Consider the following 22,394-nt stretch of genomic DNA (forward strand, 5'->3'; position numbering starts at 1 on the left):
GCGGAGCGAGAAGTTGGGGCAAGCATCCAGAATACAAAGGAAAAATCCATAGGCGGCAAGATGGCGCTCCCAAGATTGACCTCGAGAGCGCCTTCCCGTCGTTAGCTGGCTTGTTAGGCCAGACTGAAGCGTGCGAAGTCTTGCGACGGTCGCAGCTGCTTAGCGGCGCGATTTCGATTTGCGCCAGCCCATCCGTTGCAGTTCGGGTTGGCGATCAAGGATCTGGTGCTTCAAGGCTCCCGCCACATGCAGCGCGAACAGCGCGAGCATCAGATAAGCACCGATCTCATGCCATTCCACAAGGTCTTCATGCAGCTTGTGTTGTGGCGCCACGCCGCCCGGTTCGCGGCCGATATCGGCGATAGGCGCAATCGTCGGCAATGGAATGATCCACCAGATTCCCGGCGGCTGCATCTTGCGCCCGCCGGGTGACGGCGTTGCCGGAGCCGATTGTGCCGACGCCATGGGACCGGAGGCCATGGGTGACGGCGCGACCAGCGCGCCGGGCGAGCCGGCGGGGGGATGCGCCGACAGGATGGCCCAGCCGGTCAGCGGCATGAGCGCCATGCCGGCATAAAGCAGGAAATGCGCGAAGTGGGCCGCATGGCGTTCCCATGGCCGCATATCCGGTGCATGCGCCGGGGGTTCGTGCATCAAACGCCACGCGATGCGGACCACCGTCAGCGCAAGAACGGTCATTCCCGAAGACAGATGCAACGTGATGCCGATACCATAAAGCGGACGATTGGCCTTGAAGAAGTCGCGCGCAAGATCCCAGATCAGGAACCCGCTCAGCAAGTTCCACAGGATCAACGTGGCGATGATCCAGTGCAGGTAGATGGCCACGCGGGTGTAGCGTTCGTCGCCGCTGCCCGGCGTGCGCGATGTGCTCAGATCGTTTTCGGCCGCGATCACGGTCATATCTCCTCCTTGGCTTTGCGCCCTGATTGCTCGGCCCGCACCGCACTCTTGCGACAAGCCCATCGGCGCAATGGCGTCGCCTTAGCGCAAAAATATTGAACTAGACAGTCAGCTTTGAACTAATTAGTCAGACTGAAAGATCGCTCGCGTTGATCGGGATCGGGAATGGCGAAGGTGTCCTTGGCAGGACTATGCCTCCCGGCGCTGCGCGGGAGGCCCGAGATGATGCTCTGAAAAGGATCGAGATCGATGAAGCTTGCCCGGTTTACCGTTGATGGCCACACCCGCCTTGGCAAAGTGAAGGGCGACCAGATCGTCGATATCAGCGCCGCCGTGCCCGAGATCGGCAACTCGATGCGGCTGCTGCTTGAGCAACTGGACACGGTTCGCGATGCCATCGAGGCCATCGCTGCGCCTTCCTGGCCGCTGTCCTCGGTCACGCTCGACGCGCCGATTGCCGATCCGCGCAAGTTCCTTGCCATCGGCATGAACTACCAGTCCCACGTGGACGAGGCCGCCGCCGCCGGGGTGACCGCGCCGCAAACCCAGATCTGGTTCAACAAACAGGTCACCTGCATCAATGGTCCGTTTGGCGATGTGGACGTGCCCAAGGCCGGACCCGACAGGGTCGACTATGAGGCCGAGATGGGCGTCGTGATCGGCAAGCGCTGCCGACACGTGTCGCGTGAAGATGCGCGTTCGGTCATCGCCGGTTACGTCGTGTGCAACGACGTGACGGCGCGCGACTGGCAGTTCCGCTCGCCCACGTTTACGCTCGGCAAGTCGTTCGACACCCATGGGCCGATCGGTCCGTGGATCACCACGGACGACGAAATCGCCGACCCCCATGCGTTGACGATTACGTTGGAACTCAATGGTGAGGAGCGCCAGCGGGCCAGCACCGGGGAAATGATCTACGATATCTACGATCAGATCGCCTACCTCTCGCAAGTCATGACGCTCGAACCCGGCGATCTGATCGCCACCGGCACGCCAGCGGGCGTGGGCATCGCGGGCGACCGCTTCATGAAGGCCGGCGACGTCGTGCGCGTGGCCGTCGAAGGCCTTGGTGCGATCGAGAACCGGTTCGTCAACGAAGCCTGAAGGACAGTGGCGATCGGGCTAGGCCTGATCGCCGCCAACCGCTGCGCTGTGGTTGGCCGTGCAGCCGTCATGAGTTTGCGCATCACGAGTTTGGGAGAGCACCATGCCGCAGACCGGCACCAGAACCTTTGAACGTCGCAATCCGGTTACGGGCGAAGTGGCAACGACAGCACCGGCGGCGACCGTTGCCGATGTCCATGCGGCCTGTGCGGCGGCGCAAGCCGCGTTTCCGGTCTGGTCGGGCATGGGCCCCAACGCGCGCCGTGCACTGTTGATGAAGGCGGCCGACGAGCTGGAATTGCGCGCGCCTCAGTTCATCGCGGCGATGATGGGCGAGATCGGTGCTACGCAAGGCTGGGCCGGGTTCAACCTTGCGCTGGCAGCGGGCATCGTGCGCGAAGCGGCGGCGATGACCACGCAGATCGGCGGCGAGGTGATCCCGTCGGACAAGCCGGGTTGCGTCGCCATGGCCTTGCGTGAGCCGGTCGGCGTGATGCTGGGGATCGCGCCGTGGAATGCGCCGATCATTCTGGGCGTTCGGGCGATTGCGATGCCGCTGGCCTGCGGCAACACCGTGGTGCTCAAGGCCAGCGAGCAATGCCCGCGCACGCATGCCTTGATTGTAGAGGCTTTTGCGGCAGCGGGCCTGCCCGAAGGAGCGGTGCAATCGATCAGCAACGCGCCCGAGGATGCCGTCGAAATCGTTGCGGCTCTGATCGACCATCCGGCAGTCCGCCGTATCAATTTCACCGGGTCGACCCACGTCGGCAAGATTATCGCGCAGCGCGCGGCGGGCCATCTCAAGCCCGTATTGCTGGAACTGGGAGGCAAGGCTCCGCTTATCGTGCTGGACGATGCAGATCTGGACGAAGCGGTAAAGGCGGCGGCCTTCGGAGCGTTCATGAACTCTGGCCAGATCTGCATGTCGACCGAGCGGATCATTGTGGTCGAGGCCGTGGCCGATGCGTTTGCCGAGAAGTTCGAGGCAAAGGTGCGCACGTTGCCCTGCGGTGATCCGCGCGAAGGCCAGACGCCTCTGGGTGCGGTGGTGGACCTGAAAACCGTCGGTACCGTGATGGCGCTGATCGACGATGCGTTGGCGCAAGGCGCGCAAGCGCTGGTGTCGGGCGATGCAAAAGGCGTGCTGATGCCCGCGCACGTGATCGACAAAGTAACGCCGGCCATGAAGCTGTTCCGCGATGAAAGCTTCGGGCCGGTCGTCGCGATCGTCCGCGCACGCGATGAAGCCCATGCGATCGAACTTGCCAACGATACCGACTACGGCCTTTCGGCCGCGGTGTTCACGCGGGATATCGCGCGCGGGATGCGCGTTGCCCGGCAAGTGCAATCAGGCATTTGCCACATCAACGGGCCAACCGTGCATGATGAGGCGCAGATGCCGTTCGGCGGAACCAAGGCTTCGGGCCATGGCCGGTTCGGCGGCAAGGCGGGCGTCGATGCCTTTACCGAACTGCGCTGGATCACTTTTGAGACGCTGCCCGGACACTATCCGATCTGATCGCGTGTCCGCCGGGATTGGGGCTGCGCGCAGATGAATCCCGGCACCTAACTTCGGCGGGTCAGTCATCGTAAGCAAATCGCCGACCGGCCCAATGCGTGTCCGGGCCTTGGCCATGAAGGCGATCGTTTATGAAACTTGCAACTCTCAAGGATGGTACACCCGATGGCGTGCTGCATGTCGTCTCGCGCGATCTCAGCCGCTCGGTGCCAGCCCACGGCATTGCACCGACGCTGCAGGCGGCAATCGAGGACTGGGATCGGGCCGCCCCGTTGCTGATGCACGTGTATGAGGCGCTCAATGCGGATGAAGGCGCGCAATCGGACTCGTTCGATCCGTTGCGCGCCGCCGCACCCTTGCCTCGGGCATGGCAGTGGCTTGATGCATCGGCGTTCCATTCGCACGGCGATCTGATGGAGACGGTGTTCGGTCTCGACCCGCCGACTGACAAGCACACCGTGCCGCTGATGTACCAGGGGGCCGGCGACGAACTGCTTGGCGCCTGTGACGATCTGCGACTGCCCAGCGCCGACGATGGCATGGACTTCGAAGCAGAGTTGGTCGCCATTCTGGGCCGCGTGCCGATGGGCACCAAGGCCGTCGCGGCCGACCCCCACATCCGTCTGTTGATGCTTGCCAACGATACCAGCCTGCGCGCGATCGCGGGCAAGGAGATAAAGACCGGGTTCGGCTTTCTGCAATCGAAAGCCGCGACCAGCTTCGGTCCCGTGGCGGTGACCCCTGACGAACTGGGTGATGCCTGGCGGGATGGGCGGGTGCATCTGCCGATGCATATCCACTGGAACGGTGCGCAATTCGGCCGCCCGGACTGCGGTGCAATGGGCTTTTCCTTCGGTGAGCTGGTCCAGCATGCCGCAAGGACGCGCAATCTGGCGGCCGGTACGCTGATCGGTACGGGCACGATCTCCAACGCAAACTATCGGGAGGTCGGCTCTGCCTGCATCGCCGAGCGCCGCGCCATTGAAATGATCGACCATGGCCACCCGGTCACACCTTACATGCACTTTGGCGACCGTGTTCGCATCGAGATGTTCGATGTCGATGGACGGTCAATCTTTGGCGCGATCGATCAGGCTTACGTTCAGGCAGACCTCTGACGAGGGCGGCAGGCTGCGCCCGGGTCGGAGGTTTTCATAGTTAGGCACAAGGGAAAAAGCGGATGGCACGCTATTTGAAGCGCGGGGCGACGGTTGAGGCGAAGGCGACTGCAAACCGGCAGGTGCGCGAGACCGTTGAAGGCATCCTTGGCGACATCGAGGCGCGTGGCGATGCTGCCGTGCGCGAACTTTCGATCCGGTTCGATCAGTGGGATAGGGAGAGCTACCGGCTTTCGGCGGACGAGGTGCAGGCGTGCATCGACACACTTTCGCCGCAAGACCTGAAGGATATCGAGTTCGCGCAGGCTCAGGTGCGCAATTTCGCGCAGATCCAGCGGGCAAGCATCCACGATGTCGAGGTGGAAACCCTGCCCGGCGTGGTGCTTGGCCACAAGAACCTGCCGGTCAGCGCCGCCGGGTGTTACGTCCCGGGCGGCAAATATCCGCTGCTCGCATCCGCTCATATGTCGGTGATCACAGCCAAAGTCGCGGGCGTTCCGCGCGTCGTTACGTGCGCGCCACCGTTCGGCGGGAAGCCGGCTCCCGCGATCGTCGCCGCGCAGGCGCTCGCCGGGGCGGACGAGATCTATTGTCTGGGCGGGATTCAGGCCGTGGCCGCGATGGGGCTGGGCACCCAGTCGATCGCCCCGGTCGACATTCTGGTCGGTCCCGGCAATGCTTACGTTGCCGAAGCCAAACGGCAGTTGTTCGGCCGGGTCGGCATCGACCTGTTTGCCGGGCCGACCGAAACACTCGTGATTGCCGACGAGATCGGCTGCGATGGCGAACTGGCGGCGACCGACCTGCTCGGTCAGGCCGAGCATGGGCCCGACAGCCCCGCCGTGCTGCTCACCACGTCCGAAAAGCTGGCGCACGAGACGATGGCGTGGATCGCCCGGCTGCTCGAAATTCTGCCGACGGCCGATATCGCGCGCCGCGCGTGGGAAAACTTCGGTGAGGTGATCGTCGCCGAGGATGATGCCGAGATGGTCCGCATTGCCGATGAGATCGCTTCCGAGCACGTCCAGGTGATGACCGCTGACCCGAACTATTTCCTTGAGAAAATGACCAATTACGGCGCGCTGTTTCTGGGGGCACGGACCAACGTCAGCTTTGGCGACAAGGTCATCGGCACCAACCACACGCTGCCGACGCGCAAGGCGGCGCGCTATACCGGCGGCCTGTGGGTGGGCAAGTTCATCAAGACCTGCACGTACCAGCGCGTGCTTACCGATGAAGCGTCGGCGATGATCGGCGAATATTGCAGTCGGCTTTGCGCGCTTGAGGGCTTCGCCGGGCACGGCGAGCAGGCCAACATCCGGGTCCGCCGCTACGGCCATGTCAACGTGCCCTACGCTGGCAAGGCTGCCCCGCGCGAGGCGCTGTGACCCTGCCGGTCACCCCCAGCTTCCGGCTTGATGGTCGCCGCGCCGTAGTGACCGGCGCGGGGCGCGGCATCGGGCTTGCCTGTGCAGCGGCGCTGGCCGAGGCGGGGGCCCATGTCACGCTGGTCGCGCGCAGTCTGGGCGAGGTCGAGGCGGCGGCGTCGAACATTGCCGCGGCGGGCGGCCGTGCCGAGGCCGCGCGGCTCGACGTTTCCGATCTCGCTGCCGTTGCCGCGTTCTTCGCGCAACGGCCGGGCTTTGACGTGCTGATCAACAACGCCGGCACCAACCGGCCCAAGCCGATGACGCAGGTCAGCGAAGCCGACTACGATGCGGTGATCGATCTGAATGTCAAAGCCGCGTTCTTCGTCGCGCAGGCGGCAGCGCAGCGCATGATCGATGAAGGCATTGCCGGTTCACTGATCCACATGGGCTCGCAGATGGGGCACGTCGGCGGTATCAACCGTTCGCTTTACTGTGCCTCGAAATGGGCGCTGGAAGGGTTGAGCAAGGCCATCGCGCTCGATCTTGCCCCCCACCGAATCCGCTCTAACACGATCGCGCCGACGTTCATCGAAACGCCGCTGACCCGGCCGTTTTTCGAGGACGCCGCCTTCACGGCCAGCGTTCTGGCCAAGATCAAGCTGGGGCGGGTGGGGCAGGTGGAGGACATCATGGGGGCCGTGCTGTTCCTTGCGTCCGATGCCTCGGCCCTGATGACAGGCAGCAGCCTTGTGGTCGATGGCGGCTGGACCGCTGATTGACACGGCGGCTGCAAGCAGTCCGGCTGCGCTGAATCTATGCACCTAACTCGGGCTGCGTTGCCGCAATAGGCTGTCCACGACGATCGCATCGAGGAACCGGGCCTATGCCAATATCAGTCTCAGAACGCCAAGCCGGCACATTGCAGGGCATCTTGTTGCTGCTGCCGATCACGATGGCGGTGATGGGACTGATCATCCTGGTGCCGGTCCTGCCGGGCATGATGGCGCATTACAAGGATGTGCCGGGGGTTGAATATCTCGTGCCGCTGATGCTGACCCTGCCAGCGCTGTGCGTCGCTTTGCTGTCGCCGGTTGCCGGAGTTGTGGTCGATTTCTTCGGACGACGCACCACCTGCATCGCCGCGCTGGTGATCTATGCGTTTGTCGGCATCATGCCGATCTTTCTGGAAAGCCTGATTTCGATCATCATCAGTCGCGCGGTTCTGGGCGCGATGGAAGCGCTGGTGGTCATAGCGAGCACGACCCTGATCGGCGATTATTTCCACGGCCGGGAGCGGGAAAAGTGGCTGGCAAACCAGACGGCCGTGGCCTCGCTGGCCTCGATTGTGCTGGCTTTGCTGGGCGGCGCTCTGGGCATTTTCGGCTGGCGTGCGGCCTTTGCTGCATACGGCGTCAGCATCCTGTTCGCGGGAGCTTTGGCCATCTGGACGTGGGAGCCGAGCAAGCGCGACGAGCTGAGCGAGCAAGCCGCGAGTGCGGACGGGCGCTTTCCTTGGCGCGCGATCATGCCGATTGCCATGCTGGCGGTGTTTGGTGGCACCATGTTCTTCACCATGCAAATCCAGGTGAGCAACGTGCTCAACGACTATTACGGTATCAGCAGCCCAAGCGCGCTGGGGTTCTTCAGCAGCCTTGCCGGGTTGTCGGTGGCTGGCGGAACGCTGCTTTACCGGCAGTTCACGGCACGGCTGGTTGTTCCTGCGCAATTGCTGTGCGCATTCGGTCTGCTGGGCCTGTCCTATGTGCTGATGAACCATGCGCCGACGGTGGGACAATTCACAGGGTGGCTCGTCATCAACCAGATCGGATCGGGCATGCTTCTGCCGGCTCTTGTGGTGTGGGCGATGGGGCGGCTGCCATTCGAGGTGCGGGGCCGGGGAACGGGTCTGTTCATGAGCGGATGGTGGCTCGGGCAGCCGTTGAGCAGCCAGGCGGTTGCCTACATGCGTCATCAGAACGATGGCAACCTTCCCGCAACGCTGCAGACATTGGGCATCCTGTGCCTTGCGGCTGCAGCGTTCGCCCTGTTGGGGCGGCTTCGCGGATCGGCTGGGAAGGCGGTTTAGGTTTGGGCTGGGGCTGGGGCTGGGGCTGGGGCTTCGGCTTAAGGCCGCCAGTCCTGCAGTACCTCGGGCGGAGGCCCCTTGATCTCGCGGATCAACCCTGCGTCGTTCAGCAGATAGATCAGGAAACCGTGCGTGCGCATGGTCTCGCCAGCCCTGAGCGGTCGACCGAACACCGAAGTGTCGTTGCAGTCGCGAATGCAGCGCAGCGTGCTGTGCACTTCTGCCGCGGCGCCCGTGCTGTCGGAACAGAAGAACAGGACTTCCAGCGACTCTGTCACGAACGGCCGGTGGCGAGCGTAGAACTGCGCCACCGCAGACTTGCCCGTGATGTTCATCACGAACTTGATGTCATCGGCGTAAAAATCGACGACGCGCGGGTCGCTGGCATTCATCAACTGCACATACCGATCATACGTGGCCCGATCGAACCGCGCGCGGGGCAGGGTTGCGGCTATGGCCGGTCGCGCGCCAAGCGCCGCCGCACCGGACAACGCCCCTGTCAGGAAAGCGCGCCGATGCGACAGGTTCGACTGGGGGATGACCATCGCGTTCGGTTCAGGCCTGACCGGTCAGATGCAGGCCGATCTTTTCCATCGGCGCCACCGCTTGCAGGATCGGCTGCAGGATGTGCACGACTTCCGTGCCCGCAGGGTAGCGCAATTGTGGCTCTGGGTCCGTCGCCGCGGCAAGGGCGGCCGCGACCACCGGACTGATGTCATCCGGGGCGCGGGCTTCAAGCCCGTCGAAATTGGTATTGAACTGCGCCGCGGCCGCAGCGTAGGGCGCGCTGGCCTCGCGATCGAGCGACTTTTGCGGCAACGCCGTCTTGAACGGCCCGGGCATGACACTGACAACCCGGACCCCGAAGCTGCGAGTTTCGATGTTGAGCGCCGCAGTCGCCGCATCGAGCGCATGCTTGCTGGCGCAATATGCGCTCATGAACGGGGTTTTCATGAAGGCGGCGACGGACGTCACATTGATGATGCGGCCGGTCCCACGCGCACGCATGTGTGGAAGCGCCAGCCGGATCAGGTCGAGCGGTCCGAACAGGTTTGTCTCGAACATCGTGCGAAACTGGCTTTCGGGAATATCCTCGAACGCACCGCGCGCGCCGACACCGGCATTGTTGATCAGGACATCGATCTGCCCGAAGCGCGCCAGCGTCTGCTCGATGATGGCGTTGCGCATGGCCGCGTCGGTCACGTCCAGCGCCGCCAGCACGATGGCATCAGGTCTGGCTGCTGCCAGGTTCCTGAGGCTGTCGGGAGCGGCTTCGGGGCGGCGCATCGTGGCGACGACCCGATAGCCGCGATCGGCAAACGCAAGCGCCATCGCTTCGCCAAAGCCCGAACTGCACCCAGTGATCAATGCGACCGCCATGCGGAAACGCTCCCTTGCCAAATCAGATTCTTGGTGAGCAGCCTTGCAGGCCGCTCACGCGGTCGCACGCTACTTCACGAATTCCGCGAGTACCGGGTTGGGTGGTCCCCATTGGCCACCAAGCAGTTCGCGGAAACCGACGATGCCGCCGCCGTCGGCGGCCTTGAGTTGATCGCCATCGGTCCAGTGCTCGATTTCGTGGCCAAACGGGTCGTTCCAGTAATCGAAGACCTGGCTGCCGAGGATGTGGCGCCCAACGCCCCAGTGGGCATGCCAGCCCGCTTCGCGCAAATGGTCGTGCCCGGCCATCAGGTCATCGATATCGGCGACCTCGAAGGCGGAGTGCATGAACTGGGCCGGCGCGCCGGGGCGCTCGAACAGAAAGATCGTGTGATGATCGCACGGTTCGTCACCCCGGTCGGCGCGCAGGAACGCACCGATGGCGATGCCCGGCTCGGGCTGGATCTCGTCGGAGGTGACGAACCCGAAGCGCTCCTTGTACCATTGCTCCGAGCGGCGAAAATTGGTCACTCCGAACACGCAGTGGCCCAGCCGCTGAACGTGTGAGGGGCCCTGCTTGACACGGCGAAAGCGGGCGACGCGCGGATAGGTGCCCCCATGGTTCCACACGTCGGGAAAGGGCAAGGTCCGCTCGTTGGCAGGCAAGGGCCGCTGCTCGGCGATAGCCTCGATCACGAAACCGTCGGGATCGCTCAACCGCACGACGAAACCGCCGCCGGGTGCATCGAAGGTTTCCACCGGTACCCCGTCATGCGCCGCAAGCCGTTCAAGGTCTGCCAGATCGCGAACCCAGATGCCCAGCGCGGCAAAGCCCGGCTCGCCCTGCTCGGTCGAATGCAGGAACGGCGCGCGCCCGGTGCCACGCATGAACAGTTGCCCTTTCGGCTGCTCGGGCACCGAGTCCACCATCCCGAAATCGAGCAGAAACGCCCGCATCTTCGCAAGGTCGGGCGCACGAAAGCGCACGTGCGCGACATCATAAGCTTTTGCGATACTCACCGCAGAGACCCTCCAAGGTTGTCCGGGCCAGGTTCATTCCGGCCAAAATGGGCGTGCGCCGTGCGACGTGCATCCATTTTATTGAACGATATAGTCATTTATATACATATCGGTCAATATCTGTGCCGACACAGTGCGGTGCGACGCGATGGGCCATCATTCCGGCGTGCAGATTGCTTCGATATGTCCGATGCCCTCGATCTCGCAACGGCAGGTGTCGCCCGGTTGCAGCAGCAGACGCGGCTGGCGGGCCCAGCCGATGCCGCCCGGCGTACCGGTGAAGATCAGGTCGCCGGGCTCCAGGGTCATGGCCTGAGACAGGTATTCGATCTGCGCCCAGACATCGAACACAAGGTTGGCGGTGTTCGAATTCTGGCGGACGTCGCCATTGACCGAGCAGCGGATTGTGTGTCCGTGGGGGTCGGGCATCTCGTCGCTCAGCGTGATCCACGGTCCGATCGGCGAATGGGTGTCGAACGACTTGGCGATCGACCACTGCGGCGAATGGCCCTGCCAATCGCGCACGCTGACATCGTTGCCGACGCAATAGCCGAACACCGCGTGCGGCGCCTCCTCGCGCGTGATGTGCCGACCGCCCTTGCCGATCACCGCGACCAGTTCGACTTCATAGTCGACGCTGTCGGGCGAGGCCTTGGGCAACTGGATCGGATCATTGGGTCCAGCGATCGAACTCGACGCCTTGAGGAACCACATCTGCTGCTGTGGTGTCTCCCGGCCGGACTCGGCGATATGGTCGGCATAGTTCAGCCCGATCGCGAGGATCTTGCCGGGCCGTTTGACGGGGCTGCACAGTTTGACCGCATCGAGCGCGAGCCAGCCTTCGGATGACGCCTCAAGGCTGCGCAGCGCGGCCTCATGGGCCGCAAAATCGGCCATGATCCCGGTCATGTCGGCCAGGCCGGGCACCGGCTGGACCATGCCGTCCTTGACGATACCCACTTGCTCGACGCCTTCGTGTTGAAAGATTGCGAGTTTCACGCGGCTTTGCCCTTTCCCAGAACCAACGGGCAGGCGGCGAATCGGTCGCTGCCCGCCCTGCCAGCTCACGCGATACCGCCGCCGGGCAAGGCGATGTTAGCTGCCACAATACTGATCCCATGCGTCTTGCAGCCACCACCGCGGGCCGCGAGCAGCAACGAATTGTGGCACCTAACTTCCCGACCGATTTGGGCGGATGACACTGGTCTGTTCAATGGCGGCAGGCTGATCGGCGGCTTGCCCGATAGCGGCTTGGCCAAGACATTCGAAAGGCAGAACGCGGTGAAAATGCAAGGTTCAAACCGGATAACCAGTATTCTGGCAATGCTGCTGGTTGCGTCATCGGTGGCGCCCGCATCGGCGCATCACTCCGCTGCGCCGTTCGACATGACCAAGAACGTCGTGGTGACCGGGACAGTTGAAAAGTGGGTGTGGTCCAATCCGCACTCCTGGCTCTACATCCGTGTCGCAAAGCCGGGCGGTGCGCAGGAAATCTGGGGTTTTGAAGGCGGCAGCGCCGGGATGCTTTCGCGCAGTGGCTGGAACTCGGGCGATATGAAGCCCGGCGACAAGGTCACCGTCACCGGCAAGCCAAGCCGCGACGGGCGGCCGGTTGCGCTGATCAGCGAAGTCAAACTGGCCAGTGGCAAAGTGCTGGGGTCCGGGTTCGGCGCGCCGCCGCCGGGCTTTCCGCCGCCTCCCGGCTTCGGTCCGCCCCCGGCACCTCACAAGTAACGAAGGCGACATCGATGATCATGCGCAAATCCCTGTTCGCTGCTGCCCTGAGTTCGGCGATGTGCTCGGCAATGCTTGGGCTTCCGTCCGCCGTCCACGCTGAGCCGCTGGGGTCCAGTTGGGCCGATGTGACCAAGGTGCCCGACTTCTTCTCGGGCAACTGGCAGAGCATCACCTCGTTTCTGGACCGCGAGCCGCACACGCCGCTGACGCCGCAGGCGAAGGCCTATGCCGACAAGTTCAAGCCGATCGAGGACATCCCCTTCGCCGGCGCAGGGTGCAAGACGCCCGGTATGCCGACCATCCAGCGCCTCGGGTCACCCCTGAAGTTCTTCTACGAACCGGGCCTGATCGCGATCTACATCGAAAACAGCAGCATGACCCGCTTCATCAAGGTGAACGGCAAGCATGCCGAGCGTCCCAACCCGACCTATCTGGGCGATTCCATCGGCCACTTCGAGGGCGACACGCTCGTGGTCGAAAGCACCAGCTTTGCAGACGATATCCTGTTCCAATACGCCAATTTCCCCGGTCAGGGTACGGGACACTTCGTTCTGCCGCCCGAGGCCATCTTCGGGCCGCATGGGCCGAACCTGCGCATGGTCGAGCGGATGAAGCTGCTTGATCCCGATACCCTCGAAATCTCGCTCACGATCTACGACGATACCGTCTGGACCGAGCCCTATGTCGCGAACACGCAGACCTTCAAGCGGAACCGTGGCGATGCCGGGCTGCCCGCCGAATGGGTTTGCGGAGGGAGCGGCGAGCCTCTGGAATTCGATCCGGCGACCAACCGATCGATCCTGCAGGATCCGGCCGAAGTCCTGAAAAAGCTGAAAGAAAAAGACGCGCACTGACGGCTGCAACGCGGCTCTCGACAAGGTGAACGGGAAGATGAAACATTGGGTGAAAATGGGGGCGTCCCTGGTCGGAGCAGCTTTGCTCGTGACCGGCGTGGCGGCAACCGCGCAAACGCCTGCAAGTGGCGCTGCCGGCTCGGCCTATGCGCCGACGGTGGACGATTGGGTCGGGGTGAACGCGGCGGTCGACAATTATTCGCTGGGTCTCGATCTCCACGACATGGCGCGGTTCGACAAGGCGTTCTGGCCGGAAGCGAAGATCATTGCCCAGCCCGAGCCAGGCTTGAGCTTTGCCATGCCCTACCGCATGGCGGCTGAAGGCCCCAAGGGGCCCCCGCCGGGCGGAATTCCGGGCGGTCCTCCTCCGGGCGGTCCTCCTCCGGGTGCTGCTCCGGGGGGCCCGCCGCCCGGCGCTCCTTCGGGCCCGCCTCCGGGTGGCAACGCCATCGGTAGCAACATCGCGCCGTGGCATCTGTCGCTAAGCCATCATTTCGAGTTCCAGAGTGCCACGCACGCCACGCACTATGGCTTGTTCATCAGTGTCTACCCGGATTTGAAGACCAAGGTGACCACCGTCGGTCTTCCGGGCCACTACGAGGACATTCTTGAAAAGCGCAAAGGCGAATGGCGCATTCTTGAACGCAAGACTGTGATCGGCGCGAAGTGATCCGGGTGAGGCCGGGCATTCGGCTCGGCCCCGCCAAATATCCGGCGTCGAGCAATGGTTCGGCACCGATGGTTCAACCAAGTGTGGGACATGATGTGAGCCCGAGAACGAAGCGTCTTTTGGGATCTTGCGTGGCCATGCTGGCTTTGGTCGGCGCGGCACCCGCGCCAAGGGTGTCCGCTGCGCGCGAGGCTGGCGGCAAGACTTATGCGAAATGGTGCGGTGATTGCCACAGCACGCCCACCGGGCCGGGCAGCCTGTCGCTACAGCGCAAGTACAATGGCGCGCTGCCTGCCATACTTGACCAACGCACCGATCTCAGCCCCGCATTGATCGCATACGCGGTGCGGCATGGCGCCTCGTTCATGCCATCGTTTCGCAAGACTGAGATAAGCGACGCCCAAGTAGCTGAAATCGGAGCGTACCTCACAAGTCCGCACCGGAAGCTGACGGACCGGAACGGCCGATGATCACGCGCAGAGCCTTGCTTGGCAACGCGCTGGTCGCAGCGTCGACGATCGGTCCGGCCGGTGCAGCGATTGCGGGCGTGCTTCCGCCCGGCGTGCAAACGCATCGCGCGATCTCGGCATTGCTGATCGACCGGACGGTCCGGCAGCCGCGCGAATTGTCGGCACTGATTGAAGTAAGCAGGCGAAGCATGCCCGTTGTCGACCTCACGCTCGATGCCGTCGCGCACAACACGCTGCAGCAATGCCTGCGTGACAGCGAGGCGCTGGTGGGGATCAGTTCGGGCGCAACGCTGTTCTGCCTCGAACGGCTGGCCTGGGATCATGGCCATCGCCTGACGGTTCGCGCCGAAGCGAACGGCACCGATTGCAGCTCTTTGCGCAAGGCCGCTGCTGCATTCCTGAGCGGAGCTCGGCCTGCTGCCGCGCCCGGCCTGTCGCCTCCCGGTGCTTACGCACCGTCGCGGGCGGATGGTGTGGTGCATGTCTGGATCATCGAAAGGAAGTCGTCGGTGCCATCGGGTCAAACGGGCGCAGCGCAGTGGTCATGAAATTGCCGCCCAACGTTTCGCAAGAGGACTTCACCGCTGCTTTGGCGCAGTTTGCCAAAGTGGTCGGGCAGGAGTGGGTGTTCACCTCCGACGAGGATCTCGAACTCTATCGCGATTCCTATTCGGTGAACTGGGGCGAAACCGACGAACGAACCGCTTCGGCAGCGCTCGCGCCCGACACGGCCGAGCAAGTGGTCGAGCTGGTCAAGATCGCCAACCGCTATCGCATTGCGATCTATCCGATCTCCACCGGCAAGAATTTGGGATATGGTGGCGCGGCGCCCGCGCTTGCGGGCAGTGTGGTGCTCGATCTGAAACGGATGAACCGGATCGTCGAGATCGACGAGCGCAACGGTTACGTCGTGGTCGAACCGGGGGTCAGTTATTTCGACCTCTACCAGCATATTCAGGACAAGGGTCTGAAGCTGTGGATCGATTGCCCAAGTCCGGGCTGGGGCAGCGTTTTGGGCAATGCGCTGGACGGTGGGGTCGGCGTGACGCTTGCCCCCTATCGCAGCCATTTTGACGCACAATGCGGCATCGAGGTCGTGCTTCCGAACGGCCGGATGATGCGCACCGGCATGGGCGCGATGCCCGGTGCCAAGACCTGGCAACAATTCAAGCCGGGTTTCGGGCCGCGCATCGACGGGCTGTTCAAGCAGTCCAACTATGGCGTGGTCACCAAGATGGGCTTCTGGCTCATGCCGCCGCCCGAAAACATTGCCACCGGCATCGTTACGGTGCCGAACTACCGGGACATCATCGCGCTGGTCGACACGATCGGCCGACTTGAACAGAGCAAGATCGTTCAGGGCTTGTGGACGCTGTCGAGCCCGACGCTGGGGACGCGTGGCGATGCGGCGCATGAAGCGGGGCCACCCAAGCCGGCCGATCCAGCCATCTTCGCCATCCTCAGCGATCCTGCCGGTGTCGACATGGCCAAGCTCGAGAGCGCGGCCAGCGCTTCGGGCACGCCGTTCTGGTCCGCCGAATTCAACCTCTATGGCCCCAGGCGGCTGATCGAGGCACAGTGGGATTGCATCTGCGAGGCGCTGGGCAAGATTCCGGGCGCACGGTGCAAACTCAACCCGGTACGGCCCTTGCCGCTCCCGGCAGAGGAGCTGGCTGGCTTGTTCGACACCGGCCCCCTTGGTATCCCGTCGTTGCGGACATTCAGCCTCGGCCCGATGGTCTCCTATGACGGAGAGGATGTTGTCGGGCACGTTTTCTTCTCGCCGGTGATCCCGCGTACCGGCGAAGCCGCGATCGAGGCGATGGAAGTGTTTGCCGCGATCACCCGCAAGTACCGACTGCCGGGTCCACCGCTGCAGTTTCCGTCGGCGATTTTCGAGCGCGCCTTCCTGTTCGCCGTCGGCCTGCCGGTGACACGCTCCGCCACCGTCAACGCGAAGATCCGAGGGATCATCCGCGAACTGGTCGAAATCTCAACGGCGCGCGGATGGGGCGAATATCGCACTGCGCCGGCTTTCTTCGACCTGATCATGGGCACCTATTCCTACAACGACCATGCGCTGCGGGACTTTCTCGAAACGATCAAGGACGCGGTCGATCCGAACGGGATCATGTCCCCGGGACGCTACGCGATCCGTTCGGGTCATTCGCGTGGCGGATCGGGTTACCCCGCAGGCACCACCGATCAAATTCAAAAAGCGAGCATGCAATGACTCATCACGCGCAAAGCAGAATAGGCAAATGGAAGCTGGCGGTCGCCGCTGTGGCGACACTGTGGGGCCCGACAGCGCAGGCGCACCATTCGTTCGGCAAGTTCGACATGGCCAGACTTGTGACCGTGCAGGGCACCGTCCGTGAATGGACCTGGGCCAATCCGCACACCTGGCTGATCGTGGTGGTCCGCCGGGCCAACGGCACGACCGAGCAATGGTCGCTGGTCGGGTCGAGCCCTAACATGATGAGCCGGTGGGGCTGGAACGCGGCGGACATCAAGCCCGGTGACAAGCTGACCATCGACATCCACCCCGGACGCGACGGCCAGACCATCGGGGCGATGCAGACCATCTTTCTGGCGAACGGCAAAGTGCTGGCCGATCCTGCCGGTTCGACCGGGCAGGCCCTCGCCGGTGGCCCCAGCCGACTGCCCACCAAGCCACAGGGACAACCCTACAAATGATCGAGCTCACACGATCCACCGGCCGGACGGTTGCGATCCGTACCGTTTCGGGCAGCCTCTGCTCGTTTGCCGCACTGATGCTGGTCCCGCAGGCAGCGCAAGCGCAGGACGCAGCGGTGCCGCGGACGGCCGAACAGCAAGCCGCGACCTGGCAGGAAATCGCCCGTCAGCCCGACTTCTGGCAAGGCACCTGGCAATCGATCAGCCCGATCGCGGACGATTTCTCCAAGACCCCGGACTACACGCCTGCAGCGCTCGAGTACATCAAGCGATACAAGCCGGCCGAGGACAGCCCGTTCACGAACTGCAAACCGCTGGGAATGCCGTTCGTGCAGAACATCGGCGGGATGCCGATGAAGTTTTTCCAGTCCCCTGGCATGATTGCGGTCTACATCGAATCCTCAGGGATGACGCGCTTCATCCACACCGACGGGCGTAAGCATAGCGAGCAGCCCAATCCCAGCTATCTGGGCGAGTCCATCGGCCACTGGGAGGGCGACACGCTGGTTGTCGATACTACCGGCCTTGCGGCAGACACGATCTTCCAGATGGGAACACTTCCCGCCAGCCAGCTGCGTGACGGTGACCATTCGCCGCTCGCCAGCGTCATCTTCGGGAAGCACGGGCCCAACCTTCGGTTGGTCGAACGGCTGCGGTTGATCGACTTCAACACGCTCGAACTGCAACTGACGATCTACGACGATACGATCTTCAAGCAGCCCTACAGTCCCGTCCCGCGCCGGTTTTTGCGCGGGATCGAGCAGCGCAACGAGCCGCAGGAATGGGCCTGCACCGATAACCGCGACTATTTCGACGAGGCCACGGGCAAACTTGAAATCAACGTGAAGGACAAGGCCCAGGGTCGCTGACACGTCGCGATCGTTCAGCAACCGCCAGAAGAAAGGGCTTGTCGCGATCGTCGCGGCAGGCCCTTTTCGTTTGTGGCGCAAACTCATGAGGCAGGCGTTCGAGGTTCGAAGCAAAACGGCCCAGTGCAAGGCGGTGAGGGAACTTGCCGGCCCGCCTATGGACCCTCCTGACATCCCCCAGCCCTGACACCCCCCCAGCCCATTCCAGCCAAAGCGCCGAGGCTCTGATCAGGCCGTCCCTCCCCCCGAAGGGACGGACCTGTCGAAGCCTCGGCGCTGGTGCTGTCCATTGCCGGGCAGCGAGGCGGGTCACCTCACAACCCGGCACGGACCTCAATATCGGGCGGTGACGATGATCCCGAACGTCCGCGGATCGCTCAGCGTGTTGGACGAAACTGCCACGATTGGCGGATTGCCGGGGAAGACATTGGCGATGTTCCAGTTGTCAGGCAGGTACCGCTCGTTGAAAAGATTGCGGACGTAGCCGGTGATCGTGAGGTGTGATCCAAGTTCCAGCCTCGCGTTCAGGTCGGCAAGCGCCTTGGCGGGAACGCGAACGTAGGGTGCGCCGCCAAAATCCGCCATCTGCACGGTGATCCGCGAACTGTCGTGTTCCGAAACGTAGCGGACAGCACCACGCAGCACGAGCGTTGCCGTGTCGCTGATGTTCACACGGTGGTCGTAAGAACCGGTGATCTGTACCGGAGGTGCCGGCGAGATGGTGTGGGTGGAGAAGAACTGCGCAAATGCGCCGAAATCGCCATAGCGCGCGTGGGTGTAGGAACCGTTCAGGCCGAACGTGCCGTTTGCCCAGGGGCGGGCCTGCACTTCCAGTTCGGCGCCGTAGGTCTTTACCGGAACCGTGATCGTCTGGAAGATACGGATCGGTCCCGGCGGTGCGATGTTGATGCCAGCGGTCTGATAGCCGCCGTACACGTTGTAGAACCCCGACGCGTTGATCTGCAGGCGATTGTTCAGGAACCGGTTCTTTGTGCCGATTTCGTAGGTCGTCAGCGTCTGATCCTTGAGGATCTGCGTGGTGGGTGTGCCCAGCGCATTCTGGGTCAAGGACTTGTCGCCCGGCGAGAAGCCGGTGGCAATCGACGCATAAATCAGGTTCTGCGCCGACAGGTCATGTTCGAGACGCGCCTTGTAGGTCACGTTGTTGAACGTGGCGAGGCGGTCGGTTCCGGCCAGCGATTGGGTGATCCCGATGACGCTGGTATAATCCTGATCGATTTCGATCTTGGTGTGATCGTACCGGATACCGGCGGTCAGTCGCGTCGAAGGCGTGAACGCATACGTTCCTTCGGCAAACACGCCGGCGGCGGTGGTGACCTTGTGGGTGTTCGACTTGAACACATAAGCACCAGCCGGCGGAATGTCATAGCTGAACAGATTGTTGATTTCGCTCAAGGAATTCCGATAATACAGGAAGCCAGCCTGCCACCGGAACTTTGCATCCGCATCGCTGTTCCGCAGCCGCACTTCATGAGTCATGAAGTTGTCCTTGGGGGTCGAAACGAAGTTGTCGATGTTGGGGCCGCCGGGCGAAACGCGGGCGACCGCCGTCGTGTACTGATACCAGGTGCGGTAAGCCGGAATGTAGGTCAGCGTCACCGGGCCGAGGTCGACGTTGAAGTTGGCCCAATACTGCCGGAAATGGTTCTTGCCGGTGCCCACGGCTTGCGGCTGGAACACGAAATCGGTCGGGGAGTTGCGTTGCGAGATCGCGACGCCACCCGATTGGGTGTCATTGAATTCCTGAGCATAGCCGAGCAGGGCGGAGAAATTGTCGGTCGGCGTCCACAGCAGCTTGGCCCGGAAGCTCGTGCTTTTGCGGGCATCGCCTTGCGTGGCGTAATACCCGTCGCGCTCGAAATGGTTTCCGGAAACGCGCAAGGCCAGCTTGCCCTCGACGATCGGCAGGTTCGCGCTGCCGGTGAAGTGGCGCAAGTTGTAGTTGCCGAGTTCTGCTGAAACTTCGGCGCCGATGTCCTTCAGGTTCGGATCGTTGGTGTGGATGGCAACGACACCGGCGGTGGCGCTGCGTCCGTAAAGCGTACCCTGAGGTCCGCGCAGTGCTTCCACCCGACTGATGTCGTATCCGCCGCCTACGCCGTTGTAGACGTCATCCACGTAAATCGCAGCGGCTGCCGAAGTCGAGGTGGCGCTGCCGCCAACGCCGGAGTTGGACTGAATGCCGCGAATGACCAGACCGGTCGACGGATTGTCCGTACCGCCTGCTTGCGAGGTGTTGGTGCTGGCCGATGCGCCGCCCGAGATTCCGGGAACGTCTTCGAGGATGTTCTTCAACTCGTAGCGGCCCTGCGTGAGCAGGTCGTTGCCCGAACGCACGCTGATGGCGGCTGCGGTTCGCTGCGCGGTGTTGAACCTGCGCTCGGCGGTGACGATGATGTCCTGGATGGCGGCGGTCGGGCCGACTTGCGCGGCGGATGAAGTCGCGTCCGCAGCGGGCGCCGTGCTTTGGGCAACGGCGGTCTGCGATGTGGCTGCACAGGCAAGCAGCGAAGTCGTCAAAAGGAATTGCGCGCGGTTCATGGATATCCCCCCTTGGCCTGGCCTTCATCGGGCCAGTACGTTCTGATCGTGGCCGAACCGGCCGTCGAGCCCATCAGAGCCCCGGCATGGTCCGCCCGGTGTGTTTGCCCCCGCCACCACAGGTGACGAAAGCGTCCGCATCTGACCACGTTAGCAACCGCCTTGGCGCAAGCTAGGTGCATCAATTTCGCTCGCTGCTGGCAACCACGGCAGTGCCCGAGAAGGCACCGGGGCCGCTTTTTTGCTGACAGCCGGACATGAGTTGACTACATCGGACAATTATGACTGTCTAGTTCAAATAAGCGAAGGGTTGGGATGAGGGCCGAGGATATCAATCCAAAGCGGTTGCCGCTCCGTGGGCCCGGGGTGCTGCCGGAAGCCGTGTTCGCCCGCCAACCCAAAGCGGCCGGACCGATGTTTCCGACATTCAATTCCGAAGGAAAAGCTCTGAAATGAAACATGATTTTGACTGTGACCTGCTGGTCGTCGGGCTTGGCCCGGTGGGCGATGCTCTGGCCGCACTTGCCACCATTCAGGGGCTCAAGGTGATCGCGATCGACCGGTCGTCCACGATTTTCCCCTTGCCGCGCGCAGCGGTGTTCGATCACGAAATCATGCGCATCTTTCAGGCCATCGGCGTGGCAGAGCGAATCGCTCCGTTGTGCCGCATTCCCGATCGCTATCAGTTTCTTACCGCCGATCGGCAGGTTCTGCTCGACTTTCCGGTTGCTCCCGTTGGCGCATTTGGCTGGGCTGAAACTTACGCCCTGCACCAGCCAGCCGTGGAGCAGGTTCTGCGCGATCGGCTGACCGAACTCGATGTGCAGGTCGAACTCGGGGTGGCCTTCGAGCGCATGGCGCAGGATGAGGCCGGTGTCACCGTCGATGTGACGGCCGGAGCCGAACCGCGCCAGATCCGTGCGCGCTATGTGGTCGGCTGTGATGGTTCGTGGAGCCCGGTACGCGAAGCGCTGGGCATCAAGCTGGACGACTACAACTTCGATGAGCCTTGGCTCGTGCTGGACACCATCATCGAAGAGCCGGGCGATTTGCCGATCGTGTGCCAGCAGCTCTGCGACCCGGAGCGTCCGGTCACGCACATGGCGATGAGCGGCAAGCGGTTTCGCTGGGAGTTCATGCTGAAGCCGGGTGAAAGCCCCGAGGAGATGCTCGACGATGCGCGAATCCGCGCCCTTCTTGAGCCGTGGGACTGCGTCGAGCGCATCGCGATCGAGCGCAAGGCGGTGTACCGCTTCCACGCGCTGGTCGCTGAAAAGTGGCGCGTCGGTCGCATTCTGATCGCGGGCGATGCCGCGCACCAGATGCCGCCGTTTGCGGGGCAAGGCATGTGCTCGGGCATTCGTGACGCGGCCAACCTTGCGTGGAAGCTGGGCGCGGTGATCCGGGCGGAGGCGGACGAGGCAATCCTCGACACCTACCAGCAGGAGCGTGAACCCCACGTTCGCGCGATCATCGCCACAGCGATCGCGATGGGCCAGATCGTGTGTCTGCTCGATCCGGCGGCGGCCGAAGGGCGCAACCAGGCGATGCTGGCGCGCAAGGCTTCGGGAGCGCAGGACGTGTCGGTGGCGTATCCGGACCTTGTGGACGGGTTCCTGACGCGCACCCCCCATGCCGGTGCGTTGTTCCCCCAGCCACGGGCTGCAGACGGCGAACTGCTCGATGCGGTTTGCGGGAACGGGCCCGTGCTCGTGACCCGCTCGGACGCGCAAGTTCGGGATCGATCGGTTCGAGCCATCAGCCTTGACGCCCCTGAGATCGCGAAGTTCGCCGCGCCGCTTGGCCAATGGCTTGCGGCCGCGGCGGCTGATGCCGTGCTGATCCGGCCTGACCGCCATGTTTTCGGCACGGGCAATCCGGACGAACTGCAGGACGCCTGGCGCGCCATGGCCGGAAAGACCGCCGTCGGCTGAACGTCCATCCTGCTTACCCGGCAAGTGTCAGGATCCGCCCGATGCGCCGGACTTCATTTCTGTTCCCAACGACCAAACTGGAG

The 22,394-nt window shown here is 63.3% G+C and carries 21 protein-coding genes; 15 read left to right on the top strand and 6 right to left on the bottom strand.

Going from position 1 to position 22,394, the window contains the following annotated elements:
- Positions 1–159: 159 nt before the first annotated feature.
- The gene (locus LDN95_RS04645; protein ID WP_226016475.1) at positions 160–921 is read right to left on the bottom strand and encodes a cytochrome b; all 762 of its coding nucleotides are present in this window, start codon (positions 919–921) and stop codon (positions 160–162) included.
- 249 nt (positions 922–1,170) lie between these two features.
- Between LDN95_RS04645 and LDN95_RS04650 the strand changes: the two genes are divergently transcribed.
- The 6 genes from LDN95_RS04650 (at position 1,171) to LDN95_RS04675 (ending at position 8,118) form a co-directional block, all read left to right on the top strand.
- Positions 1,171–2,025 carry a fumarylacetoacetate hydrolase family protein gene (locus tag LDN95_RS04650; protein WP_226016476.1) on the top strand — a complete coding sequence of 285 codons (855 nt, stop codon included), beginning with the start codon at positions 1,171–1,173 and terminating at the stop codon, positions 2,023–2,025.
- Between the two features lie 103 nt (positions 2,026–2,128).
- Entirely contained in the window at positions 2,129–3,544 is a 1,416-nt protein-coding gene (locus LDN95_RS04655; RefSeq protein ID WP_226016477.1) for an aldehyde dehydrogenase, read from the top strand.
- A 131-nt stretch (positions 3,545–3,675) separates the two neighbouring features.
- Positions 3,676–4,662 (top strand): fumarylacetoacetate hydrolase family protein, encoded by a 987-nt coding sequence (locus LDN95_RS04660; protein WP_226016478.1) that lies wholly within the window; start codon positions 3,676–3,678, stop codon positions 4,660–4,662.
- 62 nt (positions 4,663–4,724) lie between these two features.
- Positions 4,725–6,050, top strand: a complete 1,326-nt coding sequence (hisD, locus tag LDN95_RS04665) for a histidinol dehydrogenase (RefSeq protein ID WP_226016479.1) — start codon at positions 4,725–4,727, stop codon at positions 6,048–6,050.
- Positions 6,047–6,811, top strand: coding sequence for an SDR family oxidoreductase (locus LDN95_RS04670; RefSeq protein ID WP_226016480.1), 765 nt, complete (start codon positions 6,047–6,049; stop codon positions 6,809–6,811). Before hisD ends, LDN95_RS04670 begins: the two co-directional genes overlap by 4 nt.
- A gap of 104 nt (positions 6,812–6,915) precedes the next feature.
- Positions 6,916–8,118, top strand: a complete 1,203-nt coding sequence (locus tag LDN95_RS04675) for an MFS transporter (RefSeq protein ID WP_226016481.1) — start codon at positions 6,916–6,918, stop codon at positions 8,116–8,118.
- A gap of 38 nt (positions 8,119–8,156) precedes the next feature.
- Here LDN95_RS04675 and LDN95_RS04680 read toward each other — a convergent pair whose 3' ends face one another.
- The 4 genes from LDN95_RS04680 to LDN95_RS04695 all read right to left on the bottom strand — a co-directional run bounded on the left by LDN95_RS04680 (position 8,157) and on the right by LDN95_RS04695 (position 11,478).
- Positions 8,157–8,663: a hypothetical protein gene (locus LDN95_RS04680; protein ID WP_226016482.1), complete on the bottom strand. Its 507-nt coding sequence runs from the start codon at positions 8,661–8,663 to the stop codon at positions 8,157–8,159.
- A gap of 10 nt (positions 8,664–8,673) precedes the next feature.
- Positions 8,674–9,498, bottom strand: coding sequence for an SDR family oxidoreductase (locus LDN95_RS04685; protein WP_226016483.1), 825 nt, complete (start codon positions 9,496–9,498; stop codon positions 8,674–8,676).
- Between the two features lie 69 nt (positions 9,499–9,567).
- On the bottom strand, positions 9,568–10,518 hold the full coding sequence (locus tag LDN95_RS04690) for a VOC family protein (RefSeq protein WP_226016484.1): 951 nt from the start codon (positions 10,516–10,518) through the stop codon (positions 9,568–9,570).
- A 156-nt stretch (positions 10,519–10,674) separates the two neighbouring features.
- Entirely contained in the window at positions 10,675–11,478 is an 804-nt protein-coding gene (locus LDN95_RS04695; RefSeq protein ID WP_226016485.1) for a fumarylacetoacetate hydrolase family protein, read from the bottom strand.
- Between LDN95_RS04695 and LDN95_RS04700 the strand changes: the two genes are divergently transcribed.
- The 8 genes from LDN95_RS04700 to LDN95_RS04735 all read left to right on the top strand — a co-directional run bounded on the left by LDN95_RS04700 (position 11,479) and on the right by LDN95_RS04735 (position 17,815).
- Positions 11,479–12,252 (top strand): DUF6152 family protein, encoded by a 774-nt coding sequence (locus LDN95_RS04700; protein WP_226016486.1) that lies wholly within the window; start codon positions 11,479–11,481, stop codon positions 12,250–12,252. It begins immediately after the preceding gene.
- A gap of 14 nt (positions 12,253–12,266) precedes the next feature.
- Positions 12,267–13,109, top strand: a complete 843-nt coding sequence (locus LDN95_RS04705) for a hypothetical protein (RefSeq protein ID WP_226016487.1) — start codon at positions 12,267–12,269, stop codon at positions 13,107–13,109.
- A 55-nt stretch (positions 13,110–13,164) separates the two neighbouring features.
- Positions 13,165–13,779, top strand: coding sequence for a nuclear transport factor 2 family protein (locus tag LDN95_RS04710; RefSeq protein WP_226016488.1), 615 nt, complete (start codon positions 13,165–13,167; stop codon positions 13,777–13,779).
- Between the two features lie 137 nt (positions 13,780–13,916).
- On the top strand, positions 13,917–14,249 hold the full coding sequence (locus tag LDN95_RS04715; RefSeq protein WP_226016641.1) for a cytochrome c: 333 nt from the start codon (positions 13,917–13,919) through the stop codon (positions 14,247–14,249).
- Positions 14,246–14,797 carry a hypothetical protein gene (locus tag LDN95_RS04720; RefSeq protein WP_226016489.1) on the top strand — a complete coding sequence of 184 codons (552 nt, stop codon included), beginning with the start codon at positions 14,246–14,248 and terminating at the stop codon, positions 14,795–14,797. Before LDN95_RS04715 ends, LDN95_RS04720 begins: the two co-directional genes overlap by 4 nt.
- Positions 14,794–16,482 carry an FAD-binding oxidoreductase gene (locus LDN95_RS04725; RefSeq protein WP_226016490.1) on the top strand — a complete coding sequence of 563 codons (1,689 nt, stop codon included), beginning with the start codon at positions 14,794–14,796 and terminating at the stop codon, positions 16,480–16,482. The genes LDN95_RS04720 and LDN95_RS04725 overlap by 4 nt, the downstream gene beginning before the upstream one ends.
- Complete coding sequence (locus LDN95_RS04730) at positions 16,479–16,946, top strand: DUF6152 family protein (RefSeq protein ID WP_226016491.1); 468 nt, start codon at positions 16,479–16,481, stop codon at positions 16,944–16,946. Before LDN95_RS04725 ends, LDN95_RS04730 begins: the two co-directional genes overlap by 4 nt.
- On the top strand, positions 16,943–17,815 hold the full coding sequence (locus tag LDN95_RS04735; RefSeq protein ID WP_226016492.1) for a hypothetical protein: 873 nt from the start codon (positions 16,943–16,945) through the stop codon (positions 17,813–17,815). The genes LDN95_RS04730 and LDN95_RS04735 overlap by 4 nt, the downstream gene beginning before the upstream one ends.
- Before the next feature lie 333 nt (positions 17,816–18,148).
- Here LDN95_RS04735 and LDN95_RS04740 read toward each other — a convergent pair whose 3' ends face one another.
- Positions 18,149–20,377: a TonB-dependent receptor gene (locus tag LDN95_RS04740; RefSeq protein ID WP_226016493.1), complete on the bottom strand. Its 2,229-nt coding sequence runs from the start codon at positions 20,375–20,377 to the stop codon at positions 18,149–18,151.
- 452 nt (positions 20,378–20,829) lie between these two features.
- Here LDN95_RS04740 and LDN95_RS04745 point away from each other — a divergent pair, with 452 nt between their 5' ends.
- Positions 20,830–22,311, top strand: a complete 1,482-nt coding sequence (locus LDN95_RS04745; RefSeq protein ID WP_226016494.1) for a bifunctional 3-(3-hydroxy-phenyl)propionate/3-hydroxycinnamic acid hydroxylase — start codon at positions 20,830–20,832, stop codon at positions 22,309–22,311.
- Positions 22,312–22,394 lie beyond the last annotated feature (83 nt).

This window comes from Novosphingobium sp. FKTRR1 (assembly GCF_020404405.1).
Taxonomy (GTDB): Bacteria; Pseudomonadota; Alphaproteobacteria; order Sphingomonadales; family Sphingomonadaceae; genus Novosphingobium.